This window comes from Neorhizobium huautlense (assembly GCF_030811685.1).
Classification (GTDB): Bacteria; Pseudomonadota; Alphaproteobacteria; order Rhizobiales; family Rhizobiaceae; genus Neorhizobium; species Neorhizobium huautlense_A.
Genome location: NZ_JAUSRF010000021.1, coordinates 1 through 23793, shown reverse-complemented (window position 1 = coordinate 23793; position 23793 = coordinate 1). Strand labels below are relative to the sequence as shown.

The 23793-nt window shown below is 59.2% G+C and carries 21 protein-coding genes; 10 read left to right on the top strand and 11 right to left on the bottom strand.

The window, feature by feature from the left end:
• Window positions 1-30: 30 nt before the first annotated feature.
• A complete protein-coding gene (locus tag J2T09_RS23385; RefSeq protein WP_306839120.1) occupies window positions 31-546 on the bottom strand; it encodes a GNAT family N-acetyltransferase in 516 nt (171 codons plus the stop codon).
• Between the two features lie 259 nt (window positions 547-805).
• On the opposite strand from J2T09_RS23385, the gene J2T09_RS23380 reads away from it, so the two are divergent.
• A complete protein-coding gene (locus J2T09_RS23380) occupies window positions 806-1795 on the top strand; it encodes a glutathione S-transferase family protein (protein ID WP_306839118.1) in 990 nt (329 codons plus the stop codon).
• Window positions 1796-1824: 29 nt separating this feature from the next.
• Here J2T09_RS23380 and J2T09_RS23375 read toward each other — a convergent pair whose 3' ends face one another.
• Together J2T09_RS23375 and J2T09_RS23370 are read right to left on the bottom strand one after the other, a co-directional pair.
• On the bottom strand, window positions 1825-1983 hold the full coding sequence (locus tag J2T09_RS23375; protein ID WP_306839115.1) for a hypothetical protein: 159 nt from the start codon (window positions 1981-1983) through the stop codon (window positions 1825-1827).
• Window positions 1984-2072: 89 nt separating this feature from the next.
• On the bottom strand, window positions 2073-2561 hold the full coding sequence (locus J2T09_RS23370) for an NUDIX domain-containing protein (RefSeq protein ID WP_306839113.1): 489 nt from the start codon (window positions 2559-2561) through the stop codon (window positions 2073-2075).
• 42 nt (window positions 2562-2603) lie between these two features.
• Here J2T09_RS23370 and J2T09_RS23365 point away from each other — a divergent pair, with 42 nt between their 5' ends.
• From J2T09_RS23365 to J2T09_RS23355, 3 genes are all read left to right on the top strand, one after another.
• Window positions 2604-3575, top strand: a complete 972-nt coding sequence (locus J2T09_RS23365) for a metallophosphoesterase family protein (protein ID WP_306839111.1) — start codon at window positions 2604-2606, stop codon at window positions 3573-3575.
• Window positions 3576-3679: 104 nt separating this feature from the next.
• The gene (locus tag J2T09_RS23360) at window positions 3680-4135 is read left to right on the top strand and encodes a sigma factor (RefSeq protein WP_306839110.1); all 456 of its coding nucleotides are present in this window, start codon (window positions 3680-3682) and stop codon (window positions 4133-4135) included.
• Between the two features lie 3 nt (window positions 4136-4138).
• Window positions 4139-4969, top strand: coding sequence for an anti-sigma factor family protein (locus tag J2T09_RS23355; protein WP_306839108.1), 831 nt, complete (start codon window positions 4139-4141; stop codon window positions 4967-4969).
• Between the two features lie 73 nt (window positions 4970-5042).
• Here the strand turns inward: J2T09_RS23355 and leuA are convergent, their stop codons facing one another.
• Window positions 5043-6749, bottom strand: coding sequence for a 2-isopropylmalate synthase (leuA, locus tag J2T09_RS23350; protein WP_306839107.1), 1707 nt, complete (start codon window positions 6747-6749; stop codon window positions 5043-5045).
• 351 nt (window positions 6750-7100) lie between these two features.
• Window positions 7101-8282, bottom strand: a complete 1182-nt coding sequence (locus tag J2T09_RS23345; RefSeq protein ID WP_306839105.1) for a benzoate/H(+) symporter BenE family transporter — start codon at window positions 8280-8282, stop codon at window positions 7101-7103.
• A gap of 232 nt (window positions 8283-8514) precedes the next feature.
• Between J2T09_RS23345 and J2T09_RS23340 the strand changes: the two genes are divergently transcribed.
• Window positions 8515-11205: a bifunctional diguanylate cyclase/phosphodiesterase gene (locus J2T09_RS23340; RefSeq protein ID WP_306839103.1), complete on the top strand. Its 2691-nt coding sequence runs from the start codon at window positions 8515-8517 to the stop codon at window positions 11203-11205.
• 83 nt (window positions 11206-11288) lie between these two features.
• Here the strand turns inward: J2T09_RS23340 and J2T09_RS23335 are convergent, their stop codons facing one another.
• The 5 genes from J2T09_RS23335 to J2T09_RS23315 all read right to left on the bottom strand — a co-directional run bounded on the left by J2T09_RS23335 (window position 11289) and on the right by J2T09_RS23315 (window position 16307).
• Complete coding sequence (locus J2T09_RS23335; protein WP_306839101.1) at window positions 11289-11873, bottom strand: ATP-dependent Clp protease proteolytic subunit; 585 nt, start codon at window positions 11871-11873, stop codon at window positions 11289-11291.
• A gap of 192 nt (window positions 11874-12065) precedes the next feature.
• A complete protein-coding gene (gene queF / locus J2T09_RS23330) occupies window positions 12066-12530 on the bottom strand; it encodes a preQ(1) synthase (protein WP_306839099.1) in 465 nt (154 codons plus the stop codon).
• Window positions 12527-13423 carry a cation diffusion facilitator family transporter gene (locus J2T09_RS23325; RefSeq protein ID WP_306839262.1) on the bottom strand — a complete coding sequence of 299 codons (897 nt, stop codon included), beginning with the start codon at window positions 13421-13423 and terminating at the stop codon, window positions 12527-12529. Before J2T09_RS23325 ends, queF begins: the two co-directional genes overlap by 4 nt.
• A 192-nt stretch (window positions 13424-13615) precedes the next feature.
• Entirely contained in the window at window positions 13616-14116 is a 501-nt protein-coding gene (locus J2T09_RS23320; protein ID WP_306839097.1) for a GNAT family N-acetyltransferase, read from the bottom strand.
• Window position 14117: 1 nt separating this feature from the next.
• The gene (locus tag J2T09_RS23315; protein WP_306839095.1) at window positions 14118-16307 is read right to left on the bottom strand and encodes an anthranilate synthase; all 2190 of its coding nucleotides are present in this window, start codon (window positions 16305-16307) and stop codon (window positions 14118-14120) included.
• 316 nt (window positions 16308-16623) lie between these two features.
• Here J2T09_RS23315 and J2T09_RS23310 point away from each other — a divergent pair, with 316 nt between their 5' ends.
• Entirely contained in the window at window positions 16624-17826 is a 1203-nt protein-coding gene (locus J2T09_RS23310; RefSeq protein ID WP_306839093.1) for an extensin family protein, read from the top strand.
• Window positions 17827-18009: 183 nt separating this feature from the next.
• Here the strand turns inward: J2T09_RS23310 and J2T09_RS23305 are convergent, their stop codons facing one another.
• Entirely contained in the window at window positions 18010-19689 is a 1680-nt protein-coding gene (locus J2T09_RS23305; protein ID WP_306839092.1) for a formate--tetrahydrofolate ligase, read from the bottom strand.
• A 351-nt stretch (window positions 19690-20040) separates the two neighbouring features.
• Here J2T09_RS23305 and J2T09_RS23300 point away from each other — a divergent pair, with 351 nt between their 5' ends.
• From J2T09_RS23300 to J2T09_RS23285, 4 genes are all read left to right on the top strand, one after another.
• Window positions 20041-20763, top strand: a complete 723-nt coding sequence (locus J2T09_RS23300) for a helix-turn-helix transcriptional regulator (protein ID WP_306839090.1) — start codon at window positions 20041-20043, stop codon at window positions 20761-20763.
• A 32-nt stretch (window positions 20764-20795) separates the two neighbouring features.
• Window positions 20796-21296 carry a PAS domain-containing protein gene (locus J2T09_RS23295; RefSeq protein ID WP_306839088.1) on the top strand — a complete coding sequence of 167 codons (501 nt, stop codon included), beginning with the start codon at window positions 20796-20798 and terminating at the stop codon, window positions 21294-21296.
• A gap of 186 nt (window positions 21297-21482) precedes the next feature.
• Window positions 21483-22037: a TetR/AcrR family transcriptional regulator gene (locus J2T09_RS23290; protein ID WP_306839086.1), complete on the top strand. Its 555-nt coding sequence runs from the start codon at window positions 21483-21485 to the stop codon at window positions 22035-22037.
• Between the two features lie 524 nt (window positions 22038-22561).
• Window positions 22562-23653 (top strand): porin, encoded by a 1092-nt coding sequence (locus J2T09_RS23285; protein WP_306839084.1) that lies wholly within the window; start codon window positions 22562-22564, stop codon window positions 23651-23653.
• Window positions 23654-23793: the final 140 nt, after the last annotated feature.

Genomic DNA, 23793 nt, shown 5'->3' with positions numbered 1-23793 from the left:
TGATGCGCGGCAAGATTTAGAGGGTTTGATTTACGGGCGCCAGCCGATTTTGCCGTGTAACCGTTCGGTGAGATCAGATGCCATCGGCACGATCAACACGCGACCGGGATCGACGGGACCTGGGAATTCCAGCGCGCCACAAGGCACTTTCTCGAAGCCGAGCGGCATATAATAGGGCGGATCACCGACAAGGATCACACCTTCAGACCCCTTGCGCCGCGCCGCCTCAATGGCGATGCGCACCAGTTCCCGGCCGATGCCCATGTTCTTGTGGGAAGGCCGCACGGCCAAGGGCCCAAGCATATGCGCCTTCACAGCCCCGGCCAGAACCGGCGTCATCCGCACCGAACCGATGGTTTCACCATAATCGGTGCAGACGAAGGACAGCGACCGGTCATGCGGCCCCTGCTCGCGGATACGTGCCGCCGCCTTGACGAACCGGCCGGGCCCAAAAGCCTCGGCATTTATCAGTTCGATGACGTCGTCATGAGATGCGTCTTCCGTGAGGTAAACGAGGTCGTGCTTTGCGAGGAGTTGCGGAGCCATGATGAACCGAAGCCGTAGAAAAAAGAGCGGACAGGACAAGTGATCTCGTTGACGCTTGATAAGCGTCTTGTCGGAGGATCAGCGTCGTCGCAGGGCTCTGGCTTGGGTCATGAAGTGTGGTTTCCGAAAAATTATGAAAAGCCGGGTAGCAGGATTTTTTTCGCCCGTCCAATCTAAAAACACAGCGTTCGCAATTTCATGCCTCGATATTCCTGGCTGTTGTCGTATCTACACCAAAAGGACACACAAGGATTTCATCATGGGCATGCTCGTCGACGGCAAGTGGCAGGACGTGTGGTACGATACCAAGGCGACCAAGGGCCGGTTCGAACGGTCGCAATCCCAGTTCCGCAACTGGCTGACATCGAATGGATCTGCCGGCCCCACGGGCCAGGCCGGCTTCAAGGCCGAGGCCGGACGTTACCACCTCTATGTGTCGCTGGCCTGCCCCTGGGCGCACCGCACGCTGATTTTTCGCAAGCTGAAGAAACTCGAGGACCTGATCTCCGTGTCGGTCGTGGATTATCTGATGCTGGAAAACGGCTGGGAGTTCAAAAAGCCGGCAGGCGCCACCGGCGACGATCTCTTTGGCCTCGATTATCTCTACCAGATCTATCTGAAGGCCGATCCGAACTATTCCGGCCGCGTCACGGTGCCCGTCCTGTGGGACAAGCAGCAGCAGACCATCGTCTCCAATGAAAGCGCGGAAATCATCCGCATGTTCAACACCGCCTTCGACGGCCTGACCGGCTCGACGGAGGATTTTTATCCGCAAGGCCTGCGCGAAGAGATCGATGCCCTGAACGCGGTCATTTACACCACCGTCAACAACGGCGTTTATCGCGCCGGTTTCGCCACCACGCAGGACGCCTATGAAGAGGCCGTCGTCAAACTGTTCGAAACGCTGGACATGCTGGAAGAGCGGCTGTCTTCAAGCCGCTACCTGTTCGGGGACAAGACAACGGAAGCCGACTGGCGGCTGTTCACCACCCTTGTGCGATTCGATCCGGTCTATGTCGGCCATTTCAAGTGCAATATCCGCCGCATCGCCGATTACCCCAATCTCTTAGGGTACCTGCGCGATCTCTACCAGCAGCCGGGCATCGCCGATACGGTGAACATGGAGCACATCAAGGGCCACTATTACCGCAGCCACAAGACGATCAACCCGACCGGCATCGTGCCGGCAGGTCCTGCCATGGACCTCTCCCTGCCCCACACACGCGAAAGTGTAGTGGGGACCAGATAGAGGCACCGAACCGGGCAGCGGGATTTTGCTCAGTTGAGCGCGACGCGCGTCCTGCGGCGGCGCGCCAGCTCCTCTCTCGCTTCTTCCAATGCAAGGCCGATGAAATAGGCCAGCATCACCTCGTGCTCCTGCACTGCCAGCTTGTGCGTCGCCATCAGGTGGTCGATCGCCATCTCGATTTTGGTCATGTCCAGCTCCCCGCTTATTAGGACATGATGATCAATGACACCTACAGTTGCAAGCAACCGCTAGCTGAATATGTATCGACTTAAGTATCCTACCAGTAGTCTTCAACTTCTATTTTGCCGGATAATTCTTTCAAACGCTTCAAGGTTGACTTGGTGATCCCTTCCGGCAAAGCGTCGAGAGAGTAAAAACCGCTCTCCGCGATCTCCTTGTCAGGTAAACGCACAGAAGTCTGCTTGACATTCACGCGATACAAAAGAACATGATCGCGCTTGCTGGCATTACGATTGAAATAGCTTGAAAAAAGCTGTGGCTTCCCAAGAATTTCCAGGTTCCCTTCTTCGTGCAATTCCTTCGCAAGCGCCGCCTGCACTGTTTCGCCACGCTCGACACCACCACCTGGAAGATACCAGCCCGGCACATAGGTATGGCGCACCAGGAATATCCGCCCCTCATCATCGAAACACGCCGCCCGCACGCCAAGCGTCATGCTGCGGGTCAGCAGGAAATAACGGTGCAGCAACCACACCATCATTCGCGTGCTTTTACGGGAAATTTCCGGGACGCCTTCGTCACTCATCAAGCTTGCTCCTTGGGCCAGACAGCCCTATGTCATGACCCCATGTACAGGTTCGCGCATATTTCCGACATCCACCTCGGCCCACTTCCGCAGTTAACCTTGCGCGAGCTGTTTTCCAAGCGGATAACCGGCTTCATCAACTGGCACCGCAACCGGCGCAAGCATCTGCTTGTCAACACGCTGGATCTGCTGCTCAGCGACATCAGAGATCACCACCCGGACCACCTGATGATCACCGGCGATCTCGTCAACCTTGCGACCGATATCGAAATCCGCTTGGCGGGAGAATGGCTGGAAAGCGTTGGCGAACCGCTGGCAACCACCGTTGTTCCCGGCAATCACGATGCCTATGTGCCCGGCGCGCACGACAAATCGGTCAAGCGCTGGTACCCGTTCATCGCCGGCGACGACAGCCCGAAGGACTGGCCGGACGACGACCACGTTTTTCCGACCTACCGCCGTCGCGGACCGATCGCGATCATCGGCTGTTCAACCTCGCTGGCGACACCACCCTTTTCCGCCACCGGTTTTTTCAGCTCACGACAAGCGCGTGAAACCGTCGAACTCCTGAAAAAAGCCGGTGAAGAAGGTCTTTTTCGCGTCGTCCTTATTCATCATCCGCCCATCAGAGGTGCCGCCGCGCGCCACAAGCGGATGATCGGCATCCGCCGCTTCAACGCGGCCATGTCAATGGGCGGTGCCGAACTGATCCTGCACGGTCACACCCATCTCGACACCGTCCATTTCCTGAAAACCCACAGCGGCGGGCAGATCCCGGTCGTCGGCATTGCATCGGCCTCACAAGGTCCGGGCGGACACAAGCCGCGCGCGGCCTACAATCTTTTCACGCTGACCGGCGAGCCCGGTGCATGGAACCTGATTTGCGAACGTCACGGGCTAACCGAAGCCGCAGACGCAATCGGGCTCGATCACACCAGACTGTTCTATGGCCATGACCCGCGCCAGACACCGACAATGCCGTTGCCGGAAGTGGTGCCGCAGTTATCCACATGACCGGCTGGCGCCATATTACAGCTTGGCGAAAGCCTTAAATGTTCTGATATCGCAAATTCTCCCCATTCCCATGCCAGACCACCCTCTCAATGCATCGGACGGACATGACTGACCCGACAGACATCAGACGCGATCTCGTAACGCTCCTGCCACGGCTGCGCCGTTTTGCGCTGGCCTATTGCGGGCAGCCCGCTGCGGTCGATGAACTGGTGCGTCGGGCCTGTGCCCGCGCGGTGCTGAATGCACCGCAATTCGCACAGGAAACCCGGTTGGAAAGCTGGGTGTTTTCGCTCATTCGCACTGCGTGGGGCGAAGACTCGAAAAAGAATACGTTCCGTGGCGAGGACGCGCAGGCAAACGGCTTCGCGCAGCATCAGAGCATTCTCAGCCTTCCGGCCATGGCGGCGGCGAGCTTTCTGCTCGTTGCCGTGGAAGAACACAGCCACGCTCAGGCCGCCGAGGTTCTCGCGGTAGATACGGAAACCGTTGCCGCCAACATGCTTCTCGCGCGTCAGCATTTTGCCGGCCTGACCGTCGACAACGCCGAGCGGAGAGCCTGATCAATGCCGCATAAGCGCGACGCAGCTCTGGACACACACCTCTCTTCCGCACTGGATGGTGAACTCGGCGAGGCAGAACAGGCCGAACTCGACGCACGCCTGGCCACTGACCCGCAATTGCGGGCCGAGCAGGACGACATGCGGCGGGGAACGGATTTCGGCATGCACGCTTTTGCCGAAGTTCTGCGCGAGCCGGTGCCGCTGACGCTGGTGCGCAATATCAAGACCGCGACGCCGCCACGCAAGGCCGTGCGCCTGCCGCAGGCGCAGCGCCCCGCTTTTCAATTCAAGCCGACACAGCGTCAGGCATACGCGGCCTGCGCCTTGCTCGTGCTGGCCGCCGGCGGCATCGGCTACATGATCGGCAGCCGGCCGCAGATGGAAACCTTTGCCCAGCTTGCCATGCCCGTCACCAGCGGCTGGCTGGAAGACATTGCCACCCATCACCGGGTCTTTTCACGCCAGACGGATCACCTCGTCGAAGTGCCGGCGTCCGACAGCCCGCATCTGGTCGACTGGTTGATGGCCAATACCGGTGTCTCCTTCCGCGTACCGGATCTGAGCGCCGACAAGCTGGATTTTCTCGGCGGGCGCCTGTTTTCCGCAGCCGGACGGCCCGTCGGACAACTCGTCTACCGCGACGAGGACGGCAATGTCATATCCATCTGCTTCGGCCGCAACCTCATCGGCAACGAACAGAACATGGCCGAACAGATCCGCGACGATATCGGCCTGATTGCATGGCATCGCGACCAGACGGATTATGTCGTCACCGGTCCATCGGCCGATCCGGCCCTCGATGCCATCGCCGCAAAGGTGGCAGGCCAGATCTGACATTTGCAATATTCAAACAAAACGGCCCGGAAGTGATTCCGGGCCGTTTTGGTTTCAATCTTCCTGACAACGATCAGCGCTGGGCAATCACCCGGTTGGCCGCCGAAACGATCGCTTCTAGCGATGCCGCGACAATGTTTGTGTTCACGCCGGCACCGAACAGCTTTCCGCCCGGATGCTGCATGTCCACATAAGCGATGGCCGATGCGTTCGAACCGTGCTGCAGCGAATGTTCGGAATAGTCGTTCACCGACAGCTCGATGCCGAGATAGTTGGACAGCGCGTTGATGAAGCCGTCGATCGGACCGGTGCCCTTGCCCTCGATCGTCTTCACCACGCCATTATCGGTGATCTCGGCGGAAACGACGCGCACGCCCTTGTGCTCGAGACCGGCCGGAAAGGTCTGGTGATCGATGAATTTCAGGCGACCTTCAGGCTGCTCGACATAACGCTCGATGAACCGCTCATAGATGCGCTTGGAAGAAAGCTCCTTGCCCTCTTCGTCGGTGATGCGCTGGATTTCCTCGCGGAACTCCACCTGCAGATTGCGCGGCAGGTTGATGCCGTAATCCTGTTGCAGAATGTAGGCGATACCGCCCTTGCCCGACTGCGAGTTGATGCGGATGATCGCCTCATAGGAGCGGCCGACATCCTGCGGATCGATCGGCAGGTAAGGCACTTCCCAGACCGGATGGTTGGCAACCTTGATGGCCTTCATGCCCTTGTTGATGGCATCCTGGTGCGAGCCGGAAAAGGCGGTATAGACCAGTTCCCCGACGTAAGGGTGACGTTCCGGAATGACCATTTCATTAGAATATTCGTAGACGTCCTTGATACGTTCGATGTCGGAGCAATCCAGTTCCGGATCAATGCCTTGCGTGAACATGTTCAAGGCGAGTGTCACGACGTCGACATTGCCGGTGCGCTCGCCATTGCCGAACAGCGTGCCTTCGACACGGTCGGCGCCGGCCATCAATGCCAGTTCGGTCGCGGCAATGCCCGTGCCACGGTCATTGTGCGGATGCACCGAGATGATGACGTTTTCGCGGTTGTCGATATTGCGGCACATCCATTCGATCTGGTCGGCATAGATGTTGGGCGTCGCCATTTCGACGGTGGACGGCAGGTTGAGGATCAGCTTGTTATCGGCCGTCGGCTTCACTTCAGCGATGACCGCGTTGCAGATCTCCAGAGCGACTTCCAGCTCTGTACCGGTAAAGCTTTCCGGCGAATATTCGAAACGGTAACCGCCACCGGCCTTGGCAGCCATGTCGGTGATCATCTTGGCTGCATCGACAGCGATCTGCTTGATGCCGCCGACATCCTTCGCGAACACCACGCGACGCTGCAATTCTGACGTGGAGTTGTAGAAATGGATGATCGGCTTGTGCGCACCTTCCAGCGATTCGAACGTGCGAGTGATCAGTTCCGGACGGCACTGCACCAGCACCTGCAGGGACACATCTTCCGGCACACCGCCCTCTTCCACGCACCAGCGGGCAAAGTCGAAATCGGTCTGCGAGGCAGATGGGAAACCGATCTCGATTTCCTTGAAGCCCATGTCCAGCAACAGCTTGAACATGCGTGCCTTGCGGTCATGGCCCATCGGGTTGACCAGCGACTGGTTGCCGTCGCGCAGATCGACGGAACACCAGATCGGAGCCTTCTCAATCGCCTTCGAGGGCCATGTGCGATCAGGAATGTTGATGGCCGGATACGGGCGGTATTTTACGCCTGCCGACTGCATGCCCTTGTTGGATGCGGAAATCTTGCTGTCCATGTCTTTCGTCCTTCGCTCACTCTCCGCAGGAGCAATCTGCTCGATGCCATCAACGGCATTCCGACTGCGGATTCTGGACCTTATGGTCCTATTTCATTTCAGGGATTTGATGCGAGGAGCACTTACGCCGGCGGGCTTTGTCGGCCGCCGGGCGCTCCTCAACGGACCCGGCAACCGAGTGTAAGGTCGAGGCTAAGAAGCGAGAGAGGCGCGAAAACCGTCGCCCCGGCAGCGGTGCTGCGGGCGGCAAAACGGTCAAACATGATCGCGCCTGTCATGGTCATGGGCGAATCTATAGCGGTGAGGAACGGATGTGGCAAGAACGGCTTTTTGACTTTTGGTACGCTCACGTCAAACCGGCCGTTTCATCACCCGCTGCAAAGCCAGCATCAGCCCACCGGCCACCAGCCCCCAGAAAGCCCCGGAAATGCCCGCAAAGGTCGTTCCCGACGCTGTCACCAGAAAGGTGATCGCCGCCGCTTCCCGTGCCGCCGGGTCATGAAAGGCGGCATGTGCCGCATTCGAGAGCGCGCCGATCAGGGCGAGCCCCGCCACCGCCTGCAGCAGGATCGGCGGCGCCAGTGACACGAAGGCGATGATGCCGCCGGTGATCAGGCCAAGCACGATATAGGCGCTGCCGCCGACGATCGCCGCCCAGTAACGCCGCTTCGCATCGGGATGCGCATCCTCGCTCGCACACATCGCAGCGGTGATTGCGGCCAGATTGACGGGCACGCTGCCGAACAGCGCAATGATGCTGGAAAAGATACCCGTCGAGGCAAACAATGGCGCCGGCGGCGGTTCATAACCATGCGCTTTGAGGATGGCGATACCCGGAATGTTCTGCGATGCCATGGTGACGATGAACAGCGGCAGGGCCACCGAGACGAAACCGTGCCAGGTAAACACCGGCATCACGAATTCCAGTTGCGGATGAATGGCGGCTCCGACCCGCGCCATCGCATCCGACGGCAGGTCGACGCCGAAAATCAGCACCAGAATGAAGGCCGCCAGTGCCGAGGGCACCGCCCATAGCCGCCAGCGGGTCACCACCAGCATCCATGCCAGCACGATCGGCAGGCCAAACCACGGATTGAAGGCCACGGCCTTGACCGGCGCAAGGCACAGGCCCAGCAGAATGCCGGCCAGCATGGCATTGGCAAGCGGCGTCGGGATCTGCCGCACGGCCCGGCCGAAAATCGGAAACAATCCTGTCAGCGCAATCAGCAGGCCGCAGATGACAAAGGCACCCACAGCCGCCGGAAATCCGCCCTCGATCATGCCGGTCGTTGCCAGAAGCGCGCCGCCCGGCGTCGTCCACGCCATCATGATCGGCATGCGATGGCGAACCGAAAAGAATACGGCCAACACGGCCTGCGCCACGCAGACGGCAAGCAGCGCTGATGCCACCTGATCGGGCGTGGCGCCCATCGCGCCAAGCCCCTGCACGATGACGGCAAAGGAACTGACGAAACCGACAAACGCGGTCAACAGGCCCATCAGCAGAGCGGGTACGGAAAAGTCTTTCAGCATCGGGGGGATCCGTCTCTAGAGGGAGACAGCAGGAGCACAGGATTTGACGGCAGGCAAGTCCGCCCGAAGACGCTCGGGTACGCCGACCGAACAGAAAGCTTTTCCACAGCCTGAAACATCAGCGCCGCCTTATACATGCGGGCATATCAGTTCCGACAAACAAACATCAGAATAAATTAAATTCTCTACCCGATATTGCCGACATATTTCATCGAACATTTGGATGTTTCTATTGTCGTCGACGACCACGCTCAAAACGCTCTTTTCCGGCCGTCTGTACCACCTGGGCTACTTTCTGCCGACCGTCCTGGTCGTGATGATCGTGGCCTTGGGTTTTGTGCGCGCGGTCCAGGACGAGCATGAGCGGTTCCAGTCCGCACAACGGCTTGCAGCGTCGGAGCAACTGTCACAGGTTGCCGCGAAACTGGAAACCAACATCCATGGCAATGTCAATCTAATCCAGGGTCTGGTCGCGGCCATTTCGTCCAATCCATCCATCACCCAGGCACAGTTTGCAACGCTTGCCGAAAACATCTTCTCCAATCCCTCGCAGCTGAAGAATGTTGCCGCCGCGCCCGATCTCGTCGTGCGGATGATCTATCCGCTTGCCGAAAACAGGGAAATCCTCGGACAGGATTACCAGGCCGATCCCAAGCGGGCCGGTTCTGTCTTCGAAGCCATCAAGCGCCGCAAGACGACGGTGGCCGGACCGGTCACTCTGGTTCAGGGCGGCAGCATGGGCCTGTTTGCCCGTTATCCGGTCTTCACCGCGTCCAACGGTCATTTCTGGGGCATCATTTCCACCGTCATCGATGTCGATCGCCTGCTGCGCGACAGCGATATCACCACACAGCGGCAACAGCTGGACATCACCATCGCCCGCCGTCCGCATCCGAAAGCCAGGGATGCGTTTTTCGGCGATGTCTCCCTGTTCTCGCAGGATACGGTGCGCACGACGATCGAACTCGGTTACGATACCTGGTATCTGGCGGCTGTGCCGAAGGCCGGTTGGCAGACCACACCACCGCGGATCGGCAAACTCTATGTCTATGGCGCCCTGATCGGCATCGCCGTCATTGCCCCGATGATCTGGGTCGGCCTGTTGATGCGCCAGCGCCATGGCCACGTCGAAACGCTGGAGCAACGCGAAGAACAGCTCGAAGGGCTGCATCATCGCCTCGCCCTTGCTCTTGAGGCATCGGAAGTCGGCGTGTGGGAATACGAACCGTCTACTCAACGCATGTTCTGGGACCGCCGACTTCGCGAGCTCTATGCCGCGCCGGAGGACCGCGACATATTCTCCTACGAAGACTGGCGCAGACGTGTTCATCCCGATGATATCGAAGCCATCGAGGCCCTGATCCTGAACAGGCCGGACAACTCCGTGCCCTACACGCCCGAATTCAGGATCGTCACGCCGGATGGCGAAATCCGTCATATCCGCTCGAACGGCAAGTCCTACATGACCAAGGGCGGCATCGAGCGACTGGTCGGCGCCAATTGGGATGTCACCCGCGATATCACTTTGCAGACGGAACTGCGCGACGCCCGCACCCGCGCCGAGGCACAGAACGAACAGTTGCGCGCCACCCGCCGCACGCTGGAACACCAGTCTCTGCACGACGCCCTGACCGGATTGCCGAACCGCCGCTTCCTAGACCAGTTCATGGATGCATCCGGCTCGCCCTCCCCCAATCACAAGCTGGCCTTCATCCATTTCGACATGGATCGCTTCAAGGAAGTCAACGATACGCTTGGCCATGCCGCCGGCGACGAAGTGCTGCGCCAGGCGACGACCCGGCTGCAGACCCTTCTCCATGGCGACGAATTCGCCTCGCGTATCGGCGGTGATGAATTCGTTCTCGTCACCAGCGGTGCCGAGCCGGAAGAACGCGCGATGGAACTGGGCCGCGCCATTGTCAAAACACTGGCGACGCCGATCGTTATCGATGGGCATGAATGCCATGTCGGCTGCAGTGCCGGCGTCGCGGTACAGACGGCAGCAGGCGAGGATCCGCGGCAATTGCTGATCAATGCCGATGTCGCCCTGTACGAAGCGAAGAAACGCGGCCGCAACCGTGCCGAGATCTTTTCGGAAAACCTGCTGCTGGCCGCCATCCACACCAAGCGCAGCTCCGACGAGCTGCTGGTGGCGATCGAGAACGATCAGATCGTACCCTTCTTCCAGCCGCAGTTCGATGCGCAGACGCTCGATATCGTCGGCGTCGAAGCGCTGGCACGCTGGCAACATCCGACCCGCGGCATCCTCACGCCAGACAAGTTCCTCGATATCGCCGAGGGGCTTCATCGCTCGGGCGATATCGACGCCATCATCCTGCAGAAAGCGCTGTTCCAGGCCACCCGCTGGCGGGCCCGCGACCTCAACATCCCGCATGTGTCGGTCAATGTCTCGGCGCAGCGCCTGAAAGACGAAACCCTGCTTGCGCAGGTTGAAAGCCTCAACATCCCCAAGGGCAGCCTGTCCTTCGAACTTCTGGAATCGATTTCCTTCGATGGTCAGGACAAGGCACTGCGCTCGGTCATCGGCCAGCTGAAAAAACTCGGTATCGATATCGAGATCGATGACTTTGGCTCAGGCCATGCCTCGATTGTCAGCTTGCTCGATCTCGACCCCAAACGCCTGAAGATCGACCGCCGATTGATCATGCCGCTGCAGGCTTCCGGTTCGCAACACCGTCTTGTGGCCTCGATCATCGAGATCGGCCGCAGCCAGGGCATCGAGATCGTCGCGGAAGGCGTCGAAACGACGGAGCATGTCGAAATCCTGCGCAATCTCGGATGTCACGTTCTGCAGGGTTATGCCTTCGCAAAACCGATGTGTGCCGAATCTTTCGTGGAATTTGCCGAAAACTGGCAGGCGGAACGCGGCGACCTCTTTTCCCACGCCCGCCATTCGGCGTGATCAGCCACCATCTACGGACATAAAAAATCCCCCGCCAGCAATGCCGACGGGGGATTTTTATTGTTCGCTCGACGCGGGCCGGATCAGATTTCCGACTGGCTCGTGACGATCTTGGAAACCAGACCGTATTCGACGGCGTCTTCTGCGCCGAGCCAGTAATCGCGGTCGATATCCTTGGCGATCTTTTCTTCCGACTGGCCGGTGGCCTTCGCAAAGATCTTGATCAGGCGCTGGTTCATCTTGATGATTTCGCGGGCCTGGATCTCGATATCGGAAACCATGCCGCGCGTGCCGCCGGACGGTTGATGAAGCAGGAAGCGGGTGTTCGGCAGAGCGATACGACGTTCCTTCGGAACAGAAACGTAGATCAGCGCGCCGGCGGAAGCGACCCAGCCGGTACCGATGATCCAGACCTTCGGCTTGATGAACTTGATCATGTCGTGGATCGAATCGCCCGATTCCACGTGACCGCCGGGCGAATTCACGTAGATACGGATGTCTTCGTCGCCGGCGGCAGCAAGGGCAACCAGCTGGGTGCAGACCTTCTGCGCCAGTTCCTGGGTGATGCCGCCATAGATGAAGATCGAGCGGGACTTGAAGAGATTGGCTTCAGTCTCCTTGCCGAGCGGCAATTCCTTCGTCTTGTCGTCGTCGTTTTCGTCGTTCATCATTGTCTCCAGCATGGACGTGTCGATACCGGACATAATGCGTTCGCGTCGTTAAAACAATGTGCGAATGGGCTTAAGGTGAATTCCTTATCCTCGCTTTATCCCCAGCATGCATGGATATCTGATCAGGCCAAGGCTCAGGCAGAAAGCCTGCCGCCCGCACGCGGACGCGAACGGCAGGCCACACGGCTTTCACCCACGCCCGCGATAGGTCGGCACGCCTTGATCCGGCAGCCAGACGCCGGCCGGAACATCACCCGTCTGCCAGAACACGTCGATCGGAATGCCGCCACGCGGATACCAGTAGGCGCCGATCCGCAGCCATTTCGGATTGAGCAGTTCGACCAGCCGCTTGGCGATATAGACCGAGCAATCCTCGTGAAACGAGCCATGATTGCGGAACGAGGTAAAAAACAGTTTCAGCGACTTCGATTCCACCAGATAGGCATCCGGAATGTAATCGATGACGATATGCGCGAAATCCGGCTGGCCGGTCATCGGGCAAAGCGATGTAAATTCCGGCGCGGTGAAACGCGTCACGTAATCCATGCCCTGATTGCTGTTGGGCACGCGCTCCAGCACGGCTTCTTCCGGGCTTTTGGGTGCATCCACCTGTTTGCCGAGCTGCGACAGCCCGCTGACATCCGTCATCGTCATTTGCCCATTCCTTCCGAACTCATAGGTCCTTCGATTGAGACCGTCTGTCCATGCGCATTTTCGCCCTCGGGCTCGACATGGATCGCCAATGTGGCGCCGGGAATAACCTCTTTGATCGCATCTTCCAAGCGGTCGCAGATTTCATGCGCCTCACGAACGGACATTTTCTCCGGCACCACGAGATGAAAATCGATGAAGGCGGCTTTTCCGGCCTGGCGCGTTTTCAGGTCATGGACATCCAGCGCACCACCGCAATGGGCGGCAATCGCCGCGCGCACGGCCGCTTCTTCCTCCGGCTCCAGCGCCTTGTCCATCAAGCCGCCCAGTGAATGGGTGATGACCTTGTAACCCTGCCATAGAATGTTGATGGCGACAAAGATCGCAAGCAGCGGATCGAGGATGGCATAACCGGTCAGCACTGCCAGAACGAGACCGACAAAGACCCCGGCCGAGGTCACCACGTCCGACATGATATGCTGGCCATCTGCCGTCAGGGCCACCGAACGATGCGCCCTGCCCGCGCGGATCAGCGTCGTCGCCCAAACGGCATTGATGACACCCGCGATGGCGTTGATGCCGAGACCAAGCCATGGCGCGTCCGGCATGGCAGGTCGCATGACAGCCTGAGACGCTTCCTGAATGATCAGCAACGCCGCAACGACGATCAGCACACCTTCGAGAACCGCCGAAATATACTCGGCCTTGTGATGTCCGAACTGGTGATCGTCATCGGCCGGGCGCTGCGCATAACGGATGACGAAATAGGCGATGAAGGCCGCCGCCACATTGACCAGCGATTCCAGGCCATCGGACAGAAGCGCCACGGAACCGGTCACCCACCATGCTGCAAGCTTCAATCCGAGCACGCCGATGGAGATCGGAATGCCCCACATCGCCAGCCGCTCGACGGTTTTGTCGTCCTTCACCACGTCGAAAAATCCCCAAATGCGTCTGCGAATGATTTGCAGAACGCCATGCCTGAAACGACGAAACCGCCGCAGCGAGATCGTCTCGCGGCGGCGGTTTCGAATTGAGCGGTGATATGGCTCAAGGCCGGCGATTTGTCAAAGGGTCAGGCAGCGGCTTCACTCGAATATCAAGGCCATCAGCACACTGTCGATATAACGTCCTTCGATCCTGATCGCATGACGCGCGACACCCTCATGAACGAAGCCGACTTTCTCATAGAGGGCGATGGCTCGAAAATTGTCCGCATGGGCATGCAGTTCCACCCGGTGCAAGCCGGCAGCTTTCGCAGCCTCCAGCGTGGCCAGCATCAGCTTGCGCCCCAATCCCCTGTCGCGATAACCGGGGATGATGCCCATGCCGAGCACGCCGCTATGCGCTTCCGCATCCCGAGCGCCACGGCGGATATCGCACCAGCCGACAACCTTGCCATCGGCCACCGCGACCATATGCGGATGACCGGCGGCAATATTGTCGCGAACGAAAGACAGCATCGCCTCGATGGGCGGCGCCTCCTGAAACACCAGATATTTTCGCTCGCGCGCGACGATGTCGAGGGCCTCGCGAAAACCCTCGACATGATTTTCTCCGATCGGTTCGATGAGGATGTTTTCCGTCACCTCACGCCACCGCCGCCTCACGCTTCCTCGCCAGATGCGCCACGACATTCTCGATCATCCGCATGCCGGCATCACCGCCCAGCGACATGATCGATTCCGGGTGAAACTGCACCGCCGCGATCGGTTCCCTGGCGTGTTCAATGCCCATGATCGTCCCGTCCTCGCTTTCGGCGGTGATGATGAAATCACGGTCGAGCGTCGCCGGATCGGCAAAGATCGAGTGGTAACGACCAACCGTCACTTCCTTGGACAGTCCGGAAAACACGATGCCCGGCTCCAGCACGCGGATACGCGAAGGCTTTCCATGCATCGGGATAGCGAGATGGCGCAACTCGCCGCCATAAGCTTCGGCAAGCGCCTGTAAGCCGAGGCAGACACCAAAGATCGGCAGGTTGCGGGCACGCGCCGCCTTGATGGTCGCCTTGCAGTCAAAGTCCTTGGGGTTGCCGGGACCGGGCGACAAAACGACAAGATCGGGATCGATGCGGTCAAAAATCTCCTGCGGCACCGGCGTGCGCACGGTCGAAACCTCGGCGCCGGTCTGGCGGAAATAATTGGCGAGCGTGTGGACAAAACTGTCCTCGTGATCGACCAGCAGGATTTTGACGTCCTCGCCGACCTTGGCCACGTCACGGCCAACCTTGCCGCTATTGCCGGCGCGCGCATCACGGATCGCTGAAATCATGGCGGATGCCTTCAGTTCGGTTTCGGCCTCTTCCTCTTCTGGGTTCGAGTCGTTGAGCAGTGTCGCCCCTGCCCGCACCTCGGCAATGCCGTCCTTGATGCGGATGGTGCGCAGCGTAAGCCCGGTATTCATGTCGCCATTGAAGCCGACCATGCCGATCGCCCCGCCATACCATGCGCGCGGGCTGCGCTCGTTCTGCTCGACAAACCGCATCGCCCACAATTTTGGCGCACCGGTCACGGTCACGGCCCACGCATGGGAAAGGAAACCGTCGAACGCATCCATGTCCGGCCGCAAACGGCCTTCGATATGGTCGACCGTGTGGATCAGGCGCGAATACATTTCGATCTGGCGGCGGCCGATCACCTTCACCGAACCCGGCTCGCAGACGCGGGACTTGTCGTTGCGGTCGACATCCGAGCACATGGTCAACTCGGACTCGTCCTTCTTTGAATTCAGCAGTTTCAGGATCTGTTCCGAGTCGGCAATCGCATCCTCGCCACGCTTGATCGTGCCGGAAATCGGGCAGGTCTCGATACGACGACCCGACACGCGCACGAACATTTCCGGCGATGCGCCGACCAGATATTCCTGATGGCCGAGATTGATGAAAAAGGAATAGGGCGACGGATTGATCGCCTTGAGGCGATTGGAAATCTGTGACGGGTTGCTGTCGCAACGCTCCATGAATTTCTGGCCCGGCACGACTTCAAAAAGGTCGCCGCGACGAAAACTTTCCTTGGCGCGGGTGACGAGCGCTGCATATTCACCGGGGTTGTGGTCCCCCTTCTGCGGGATGACGTCGGTGCGCTTGAACGGATCGGGCGCGATCTCTGAATCCTTGCCCTCAGTGGTCACGCCGTCTTTCGAAAAATCATAACGATCGACCCAGGCCTTGGCCGCATGGTGGTCGACGACGAGAATTTCGTCCGGCAGGAACAGCACCATGTCGCGCTGGTCTTCCGGGCGCGCCAGCGACAGTTTTATAGCATCGAACTGGAAGGCGAGATCATAACCGAAGGCGCCAAACAGGCCGATGGCGCTGTCGGCATCAGAATAGAATAGATCGACCACGGCGCGCAGGACCGTGAACACGGTCGGCATTTTCGAGCGTTCTTCCTCGGTAAAGGCGCGGGTCGGTTCGTTGACGGTGAGATCGAGGCGGCGAGCAGAGCGCTCACCGAGCGTCAGGTCGGCTTCGCGTGCGAGGCGGTCTGCGACGAAATCCAGCAGCACTTCACCACGGCCGTTATAGGCCTCGATCCATACCTTTCGGCCATTGGAGGAGAAACCCAGCGGCGGGTCGGCGATCGCGGTGTCCCAGCGGGTGTAACGGCCCGGATATTCGTAATTGGAGGAAAACACCGCGCCGCGACGCTCGTCCAAACGGTCGACATAGCTGCTGATCGCCGTCGCATATTCCGCCGGCCGGCGCTGGCGACGAACATTGATGCCGCCCCGCGTCGAATAGCTTTCCGAACCGTCGTCTTCGATAACCGTAACCATATTCCGCCTCTGGATTGGATGCCCGATCCCTTAAAGCGGCTCAACAAAAAAGCCGCCTCGTGGTTCGGGCGGCTTGTCGTCGTCTTGTCGATGGACATGACTGGTCAAGGCCGCGTCAGCGTGCCCACCACCAGTTAGCAATGTTCATCGAGTTGATCATGGGGCGAATTGTTAGCGTGGCTTTGAAACGCATGCAAGCGGATTCCTGCCGCAATTTTATTGCCGGTTCGATGCGACCAAATCGGTGCCATTTGCGTTCCCCTCCTCGCCGGGCGTCCGAAAATGGTTCACCCGAAAATGAGAGGACCAATGAAGGATGAAGCAAATCCTTTGTGTTTTTGCCTGCCTGCCGCTTGCCTTCGGCGCTGCCATGCCGCCCCATCTCCCGGCTCCGGCCATGGAGCGCACGGATGTGGTGCCCGTCAACGCGCTTGACCGCTTCATGAAGGATATCGGGGTCAGAAAACAATCATCCCGTTCAAAACCCTCCGAGCGCCGCCGCGCCCGTCCGGCAAAAACACGAAACGCAACGCCATCCGTTCCGGCGCTTGCCACTGTTCCCGTTCCACTGCCGAAGCCTGGCACAAAGCCGGAAGAAAGCGCTTCGCCGGCAATAGAGGCAGAGGACACAAAACCGGTAACGGCTGAAACACCGGCCACCCAACCGACCCCGCCAGAGCTTGCGGACAAGACGCCTCTACCGGCCGAAAACCCTGCTGCAACCTCCCCCGAACAGACGCAAGCGGTAGACGTTCCAAAGCCGCTGCCGAAACCCGAAACACCAAAGGAAAAACTGGCAAAACCGGAAACCGCAGACAAACCGGCCGAAGAAAAGCCTTCAGCAAAGGATGACGAGCCAAAAACGGCGGAACCGGACAAGGCAGACCAGCCCAAGACGGACGCCGAAAAGAAGGAAGAGGACAAGGCCAAAACCCCGCCCCCTCCGCCGCTCGAAAAGGAGGATCCGGAAGAACTGAAGGCCTGCCTTGCCGATCTGACGGCGCTCGGCACGAAATTCGAGACGATCCCGGCAATTACCGGTGAAGAACCGGGCTGCGGCATCGAACAGCCGATCGCGGTGAAGGAAATCCTGCCCGGCGTCGATACCGGCGGCGCGCAGATGCGCTGCGAGACCGCCCATGCGCTGGCCACCTGGATGAAGGACAATGTCCAGCCCGCCATGAATGTCGCCATGCCGGGCCGCAAGGTCACCGGCATCGTGCCCGGCTCCACCTATGCCTGCCGCCTGCGCAACAGCGCCTCGACCGGCAAGGTGTCGGAACACGCGCGAGGAAACGCCATCGATGTCGCCGCGTTCAAGCTCGACAATGGCGAAACGCTGGAGATGAAACCGCGGCAGGAGGATTCGACGCTGGAAGGCGCTTTTCAGCGCACCGCGACAGCCAGTGCCTGCCTGTATTTTTCCACCGTGCTCTCACCCGGAAGCGACGCGACGCATCAGGATCATCTGCATCTCGACGTGCTGGATCGCAAGAACGGCTACCGGTATTGCCGGTGATCCGCTGTTGCAATTGCCCCTCAACCGGCTGCCGCCACCTTCTCGCCGCGTGCGGGGAGAAGGGAATACGCCGCACAGCTTTGCCCCAACAGATGTAGGCTCAATAAGCCACGTCCCCTCTCCCCGCAGGCGGGAGAGGGTTAGGGTGAAGGGCAGTCCTCTCATGCACGCGCGGATAAACCCTCAGAACAGCCCTTCGATATAACCCTGCTCATTGAGCACTATCCGCTCTGCCGCCGGCGAGCGCGGCAGACCCGGCATGGTCATGATCTCGCCGGTAATGGCGACGACGAAACCGGCACCGGCCGAGAGGCGCACTTCACGCACCGTCACCACATGGCCTTCCGGCGCGCCGCGCAGGGTCGGATCGGTCGAGAAGGAATATTGGGTCTTCGCCATGCAGACCGGCAGCTTGCCATAACCCTGCTCTTCCCAGGCCTTCAGCTGGTCACGCACCGCCTTGGTCGCGGTCACTTCACCGGCATGGTAGATTTTTGCGGCAACCGCCTCGATCTTTTCCATCAGCGGCATGGCGTCGGGATAGATCGGCTCGAACTTGGCAGTCCCCGACTGCGCCATCTCAACGACCTTCCAGGCCAGCTCCTCGATACCGGCAGACCCTTCGGCCCAATGGCGGCAGAGGATCGCCTCGGCACCCAGATGCGCAACATATTCCTTCACGGCCGCCACTTCGGCGTCGGTGTCTGAAATGAAATGGTTGATGGCAACGACCACCGGCACGCCGAATTTGCGGACATTGGCGACATGACGGCCAAGGTTCGAGCAACCGCGCGTAAGTGCATCGACATTTTCCTGGCCGAGATCGTCCTTGGCAACCCCGCCATTCATTTTCAGCGCCCGCACGGTGGCGACGATAACGGCGGCATCCGGCTTCAGACCGGCCTTGCGGCACTTGATGTCGAAGAATTTCTCAGCACCGAGATCGGCACCGAAACCGGCTTCGGTCACCACATAGTCGGCGAGCTTCAGCGCCGTCCTGGTGGCGATCACCGAGTTGCAGCCGTGGGCGATATTGGCGAACGGGCCGCCATGCACGAATGCCGGATTGTTTTCCAGCGTCTGCACGAGGTTCGGCTGCATGGCGTCCTTGAGAAGAACGGCCATGGCGCCATCGGCCTTGAGGTCGCGGGCAAAAACCGGCGTCTTGTCGGTGCGGTAGGCAACGATAATATCGCCGAGACGCTTCTCCAGATCTTCCAGATCGTTGGCCAGGCAGAGGATCGCCATCACTTCCGAAGCAACGGTAATGTCAAAGCCACCTTCGCGCGGAAAACCGTTGGAAACGCCGCCGAGCGAGCCGACGATTTCGCGCAGTGCCCGGTCGTTCATGTCCATGACACGGCGCCAGGTGATACGGCGCACATCGATATTGAGCGCATTGCCCCAATAGATGTGGTTGTCGATCATCGCCGCCAGCAGATTATGCGCCGAGGTGATCGCATGGAAATCGCCGGTGAAGTGGAGGTTGATATCCTCCATCGGCACGACCTGTGCGTGGCCACCGCCGGCCGCGCCACCCTTGACACCGAAACAGGGGCCTAGCGACGGCTCGCGCACGCAGATCATCGCATTCTTGCCGATGCGGTTGAGACCATCGCCAAGCCCCACCGTCGTGGTGGTCTTGCCCTCGCCCGCCGGGGTCGGGTTGATCGCCGTCACCAGAATGAGCTTGCCGTCCGGCTTTTTCGATTGTGCGTTAATGAACTGCGCACTCACCTTCGCCTTGTCGTGACCATAGGGAACGAGATCTTCTGATGCGATACCGAGCCGGGCACCGATTTCGAAAATCGGTTTCTTGGTGGCGGCACGCGCGATTTCGATATCGGAAGCTACGGTCGGCAAGAGGCATCTCCTTGGGTCTGAGAGCGCGGAAAATCGCTGAAACGGCCCCTTACGGCAAGGGCCGCTGCAATGCCATCCCCATCAATCACAAACAGCGATTAAACGATTGAAAAAAGCAATCGAAAGAATCATCCGCCGTTATATTTTGCAGGATACAGAAAATCGCGTTTTCGACTGCCAAAGTGTATAACTAAGCTCAACATAAATCGCTGAAATAACATGAAATTTTGAGCAAAAGCCCACACACGTTCTTTTTGAAGCCTTAAATCCGAAAAAATATGCTGGCAGCAAAGCTTTTTTGGTATATTCGTTGCGCCCCAACATAACTGGGTGTCATGTTCCGGGACCACCATGATCACACTCGAACGGCAGGCGGCTCTGAACAAGGAAATTTCCATGTCGGATTCGCATGCGGACGTCATTTCCGCCTTGAAAAAGGTCGCCATTGAATTCGGCTTCCGGCATGTCACGCTGCTCGCGTCGCCGGACCCGGATGATATTCTGCTGGCACCACTTGTCATCGAGACGACATGGCCGCGCGACTATATCCGTGAATTCGATCGACGTCGGCTGATGCGCCGCTGCCCGCTCGCCTCTCTTCTTGTCGGGTCAGCACTGCCGGTCAGCTGGTCGGTCAACCATGCCGATAATCACAGCCTGGAATTCGACGAGCAGACAATAGAACTGCTGCGGCGCCATGACATCACCTCCAGCGCTGCCATGCCGCTGCATTCGGTCGACGGCAACCGCTTCATCATGCGCTTCGACGGCACGCGCCCGCCTTTGTTCCAGGCGGAACTGAACGAACTGGGCATGATTGCCCTGCATGGCTTTGATATCTTCGATCGCCTGCGCCGTCACGAGCCACGCCCGTCGGCCCCTGCCCTTACCGCCCGCGAACTGGAAGTCGTTCGCTGGACCTCTCAGGGCAAGACCTCCAACGAGATCGGCAACATCCTTTCGCTGTCCGATCACACCATCAATGCCTATCTCACCAATGCAATCCGCAAACTCGATTGCGTCAACAGAACGCAGTTGGTAGCTAAGGCCATCCGGCTCAAGCTGATTGCTTAAGCCGGCACTGGCATGCGTTAAGGAGCACTGTCTTGCCTTTCTGGGTCGAGCAGGAACATCGCGATAACGATCAGCATCGCATAATCGGCATCAGCGATGCGGAAGCTATCGAACTGATCACCGCCTTCAGGCTGTTCGGCTCCTGGCGGCTTGACCTCGACAGCGGCCACATGTTCGCCAGCTCCGATTTCAGCGATCTGTTTGGGCTTGAACATAGCGATGGCCCTATGGACATGACCCGGGTGTCGGCGCAGATCCACCCGGACGATCTCGGCTTCATCATGTCGACTTTCGAGCGCGCCAGTGTCGAAAAGCGCCCCTATCACAGCATTTTCCGGGTTGGCGCCGAAGGCGAGACCTATCGTTTTCTTCGCTCGGTCGGCATGTTCCGCAGCAGGCCCGGTTCATCGGGCGAAGTCGTCGGCATCACCTACGAGTTTTTTCCGCGACGCAGCGGCACCGCCTTCGTGTCCGATGGCGAACGGTGGCCGCTTGGAAGCCCCGGCCCAGACGATCCGGAAGGTCGTCAATAAAGATCCGACATCTGAAAGCGGTGCCGGCGCCGATGCCTGCGAGGCATATCCCGCAGCCGGCACCTGATCTCGTGGAAAAAGCCCAACCAGTCCGCGAGAAATTGAAATCACTTGCGTAATCGTATTCAACTCGTTGTCATAACTGCTATAAGTGGTCGCAAAAGAAACGAGGGGCTAGACGAATACGTGGGACCTAGGAAGATCGATCCGGAGCATATCCTTGACGCAGCCGAGCGCGTTATTTCGCGTACGGGGGCTGCCAGCCTGTCAATCGACTCCGTTGCCAAAGAGGCAGGCGTCAGCAAGTCGCAGGTTGTGTACGACCACAAGACCAAATGCGCGCTTCTGGAAGCATTGGTCGAACGTCAGATCCGCAGGGACCAGCAGACAACCGATTCGCATGTGCGAGATTGCGCCATGGCGGGATCGTCCCATCCAGAACTGTTCGGCAGACTGGTGGCTGCACGCAAACGACCGCTGGAACGGGACCGCGCAATCGCCATGACCATCAGCGTCTCGCTCGGACGAGACGAGGCCCTGCAGACATTCATGCGGGACTGGATGGCGAACGAACTCGATTCGATTTCGAGCGGCACCAAGCCGAAAGCCGCACGAATGGCCTATTTCGCCTTGACCGGGTTCAGTTGCATCGAGCGCTTCAATTTCCATACATGGACAGATGCCGAGCGCATCGACATCCTCGAGGACATCAGGGAAATCTACGCCTCCTACCCGTCCTGAGCAGCGAGCCGCACGCTCCCACATCACACAATCGAACGCACGACGACGAAAAAAGCCGCCCTTCCAGGGAAGAAGGGCGGCCGAGATCGACGTGGAGGTATGTGCCGGCACTTTCTCCGATCGCCACAACAATGTCAGGCCTGCCATCCGAGGGGAACGATCGGCCCGCGTCACGCCAAACAGCGCAGCACGACAGAACAATAAGAACGATCGTTCAAAACCGCAAGCGCTCCTCAATGAATTTACGGATGCCCGCGAAACGGCTCAAAAAACGGTTCACTTCATTGAATTTGTCGCATTTGTGGCGAAAAAACGGCCTAAAATCACATGAATGTGAGCCACTCCCGAATGTGCCTTTTCTGTCACGCGTGATGATCGAACGATGGCAAGAACGCTTGAGAGCGCTTTCCGGGATTGCAAACAGAACGACCGTTCGTACATTGCACCCACTGCGTCGAATGCGATTCAACGCGGATTGAGATCGGACGCACACCGCGTCCGGACCACTGACTGGAGCTCACCCCATGAACATCAAGAGCCTTCTTCTCGGCTCCGCAGCAGCTCTCGCTGCTGTATCCGGCGCACAGGCTGCCGACGCCATCGTTGCTGCTGAACCTGAGCCGATGGAATACGTTCGCGTCTGCGACGCTTTCGGCACCGGCTACTTCTACATCCCGGGCACCGAAACCTGCCTGAAGATCGGTGGTTACGTCCGCACCCAGGTTGGCGGTCGTAGCGACTTCGATATCGACGGCGTTGGCCGCGTTCAGGATGCCGGCTACAACACCAACACCCGCGCCCAGCTGCGTCTGGAAGCCAAGTCCGACACCGAGCTCGGCACGCTGGCTTCGCGCATCACCCTGCGCGCCAACACCAACGACACCGATCGTGGTGACGCATTCTACCTCGAAGAAACCTACATCGAACTCGGCGGCCTGCGCGTCGGTCAGTTCTACAACTACTTCGACACGGGCCTTCCGGGCGAAACCGTCCTTCACGACGCTGGTCCGGCCGCTGGTTATGTTGACTACCAGGCCACCGACACCCTGAACAACGGCATCCGCTACACCTTCGACGGTGGCGCGTTCATGGGTTATGTCGGCGTTGACGCCTTCAACTCCGAAGCCGGCTGGAAGACCGATCTCGACGACAGTCAGGACGAAATCGGCGTCAACGGTCTCGTTGCTGCCAAGTTCGGCGGCGTTTCCATCGACGTTTTCGGCGGTTATGAGTTCGACAACGAAGACGGCGTCATCGCTTCGACCCTGACGGCTGAAATCGGCCCCGGCTCGCTCGGCATCTTCGGTGTCTACTCCACCGGCCCGAACCGTTACTGGGATTACTCGGAATGGACCATCGGCGCTGAATACGCCATCAAGGTCACCGACAAGCTGTCGATCACCCCGGGCGCACAGTATTGGGACAAGATCCTGCCGGTCTCCGGCGATTATGTTGGCGGCAGCGCATGGCGCGTAGGCCTGACGGCTGACTACGCCATCACCGAGAACCTGGCGTTCAAGACCACCGTCAACTACACCGACGTCGACATCGACAGCGGTGTTGCCGGCGACGGCGATCGTTGGGACGGCTTCGTTCGTCTGCAGCGCAACTTCTAATCTGATCTTTCAGGTTCGAACGGAAAGCCCGGCATTTCGCCGGGCTCAGACTGCTGACAAACCCCGTCATTTTTTGGCGGGGTTTTGTTTTATGCGAACCACCGAGTTTGCCGGCCGCGTTCGAATGAGGCAATGAAGAT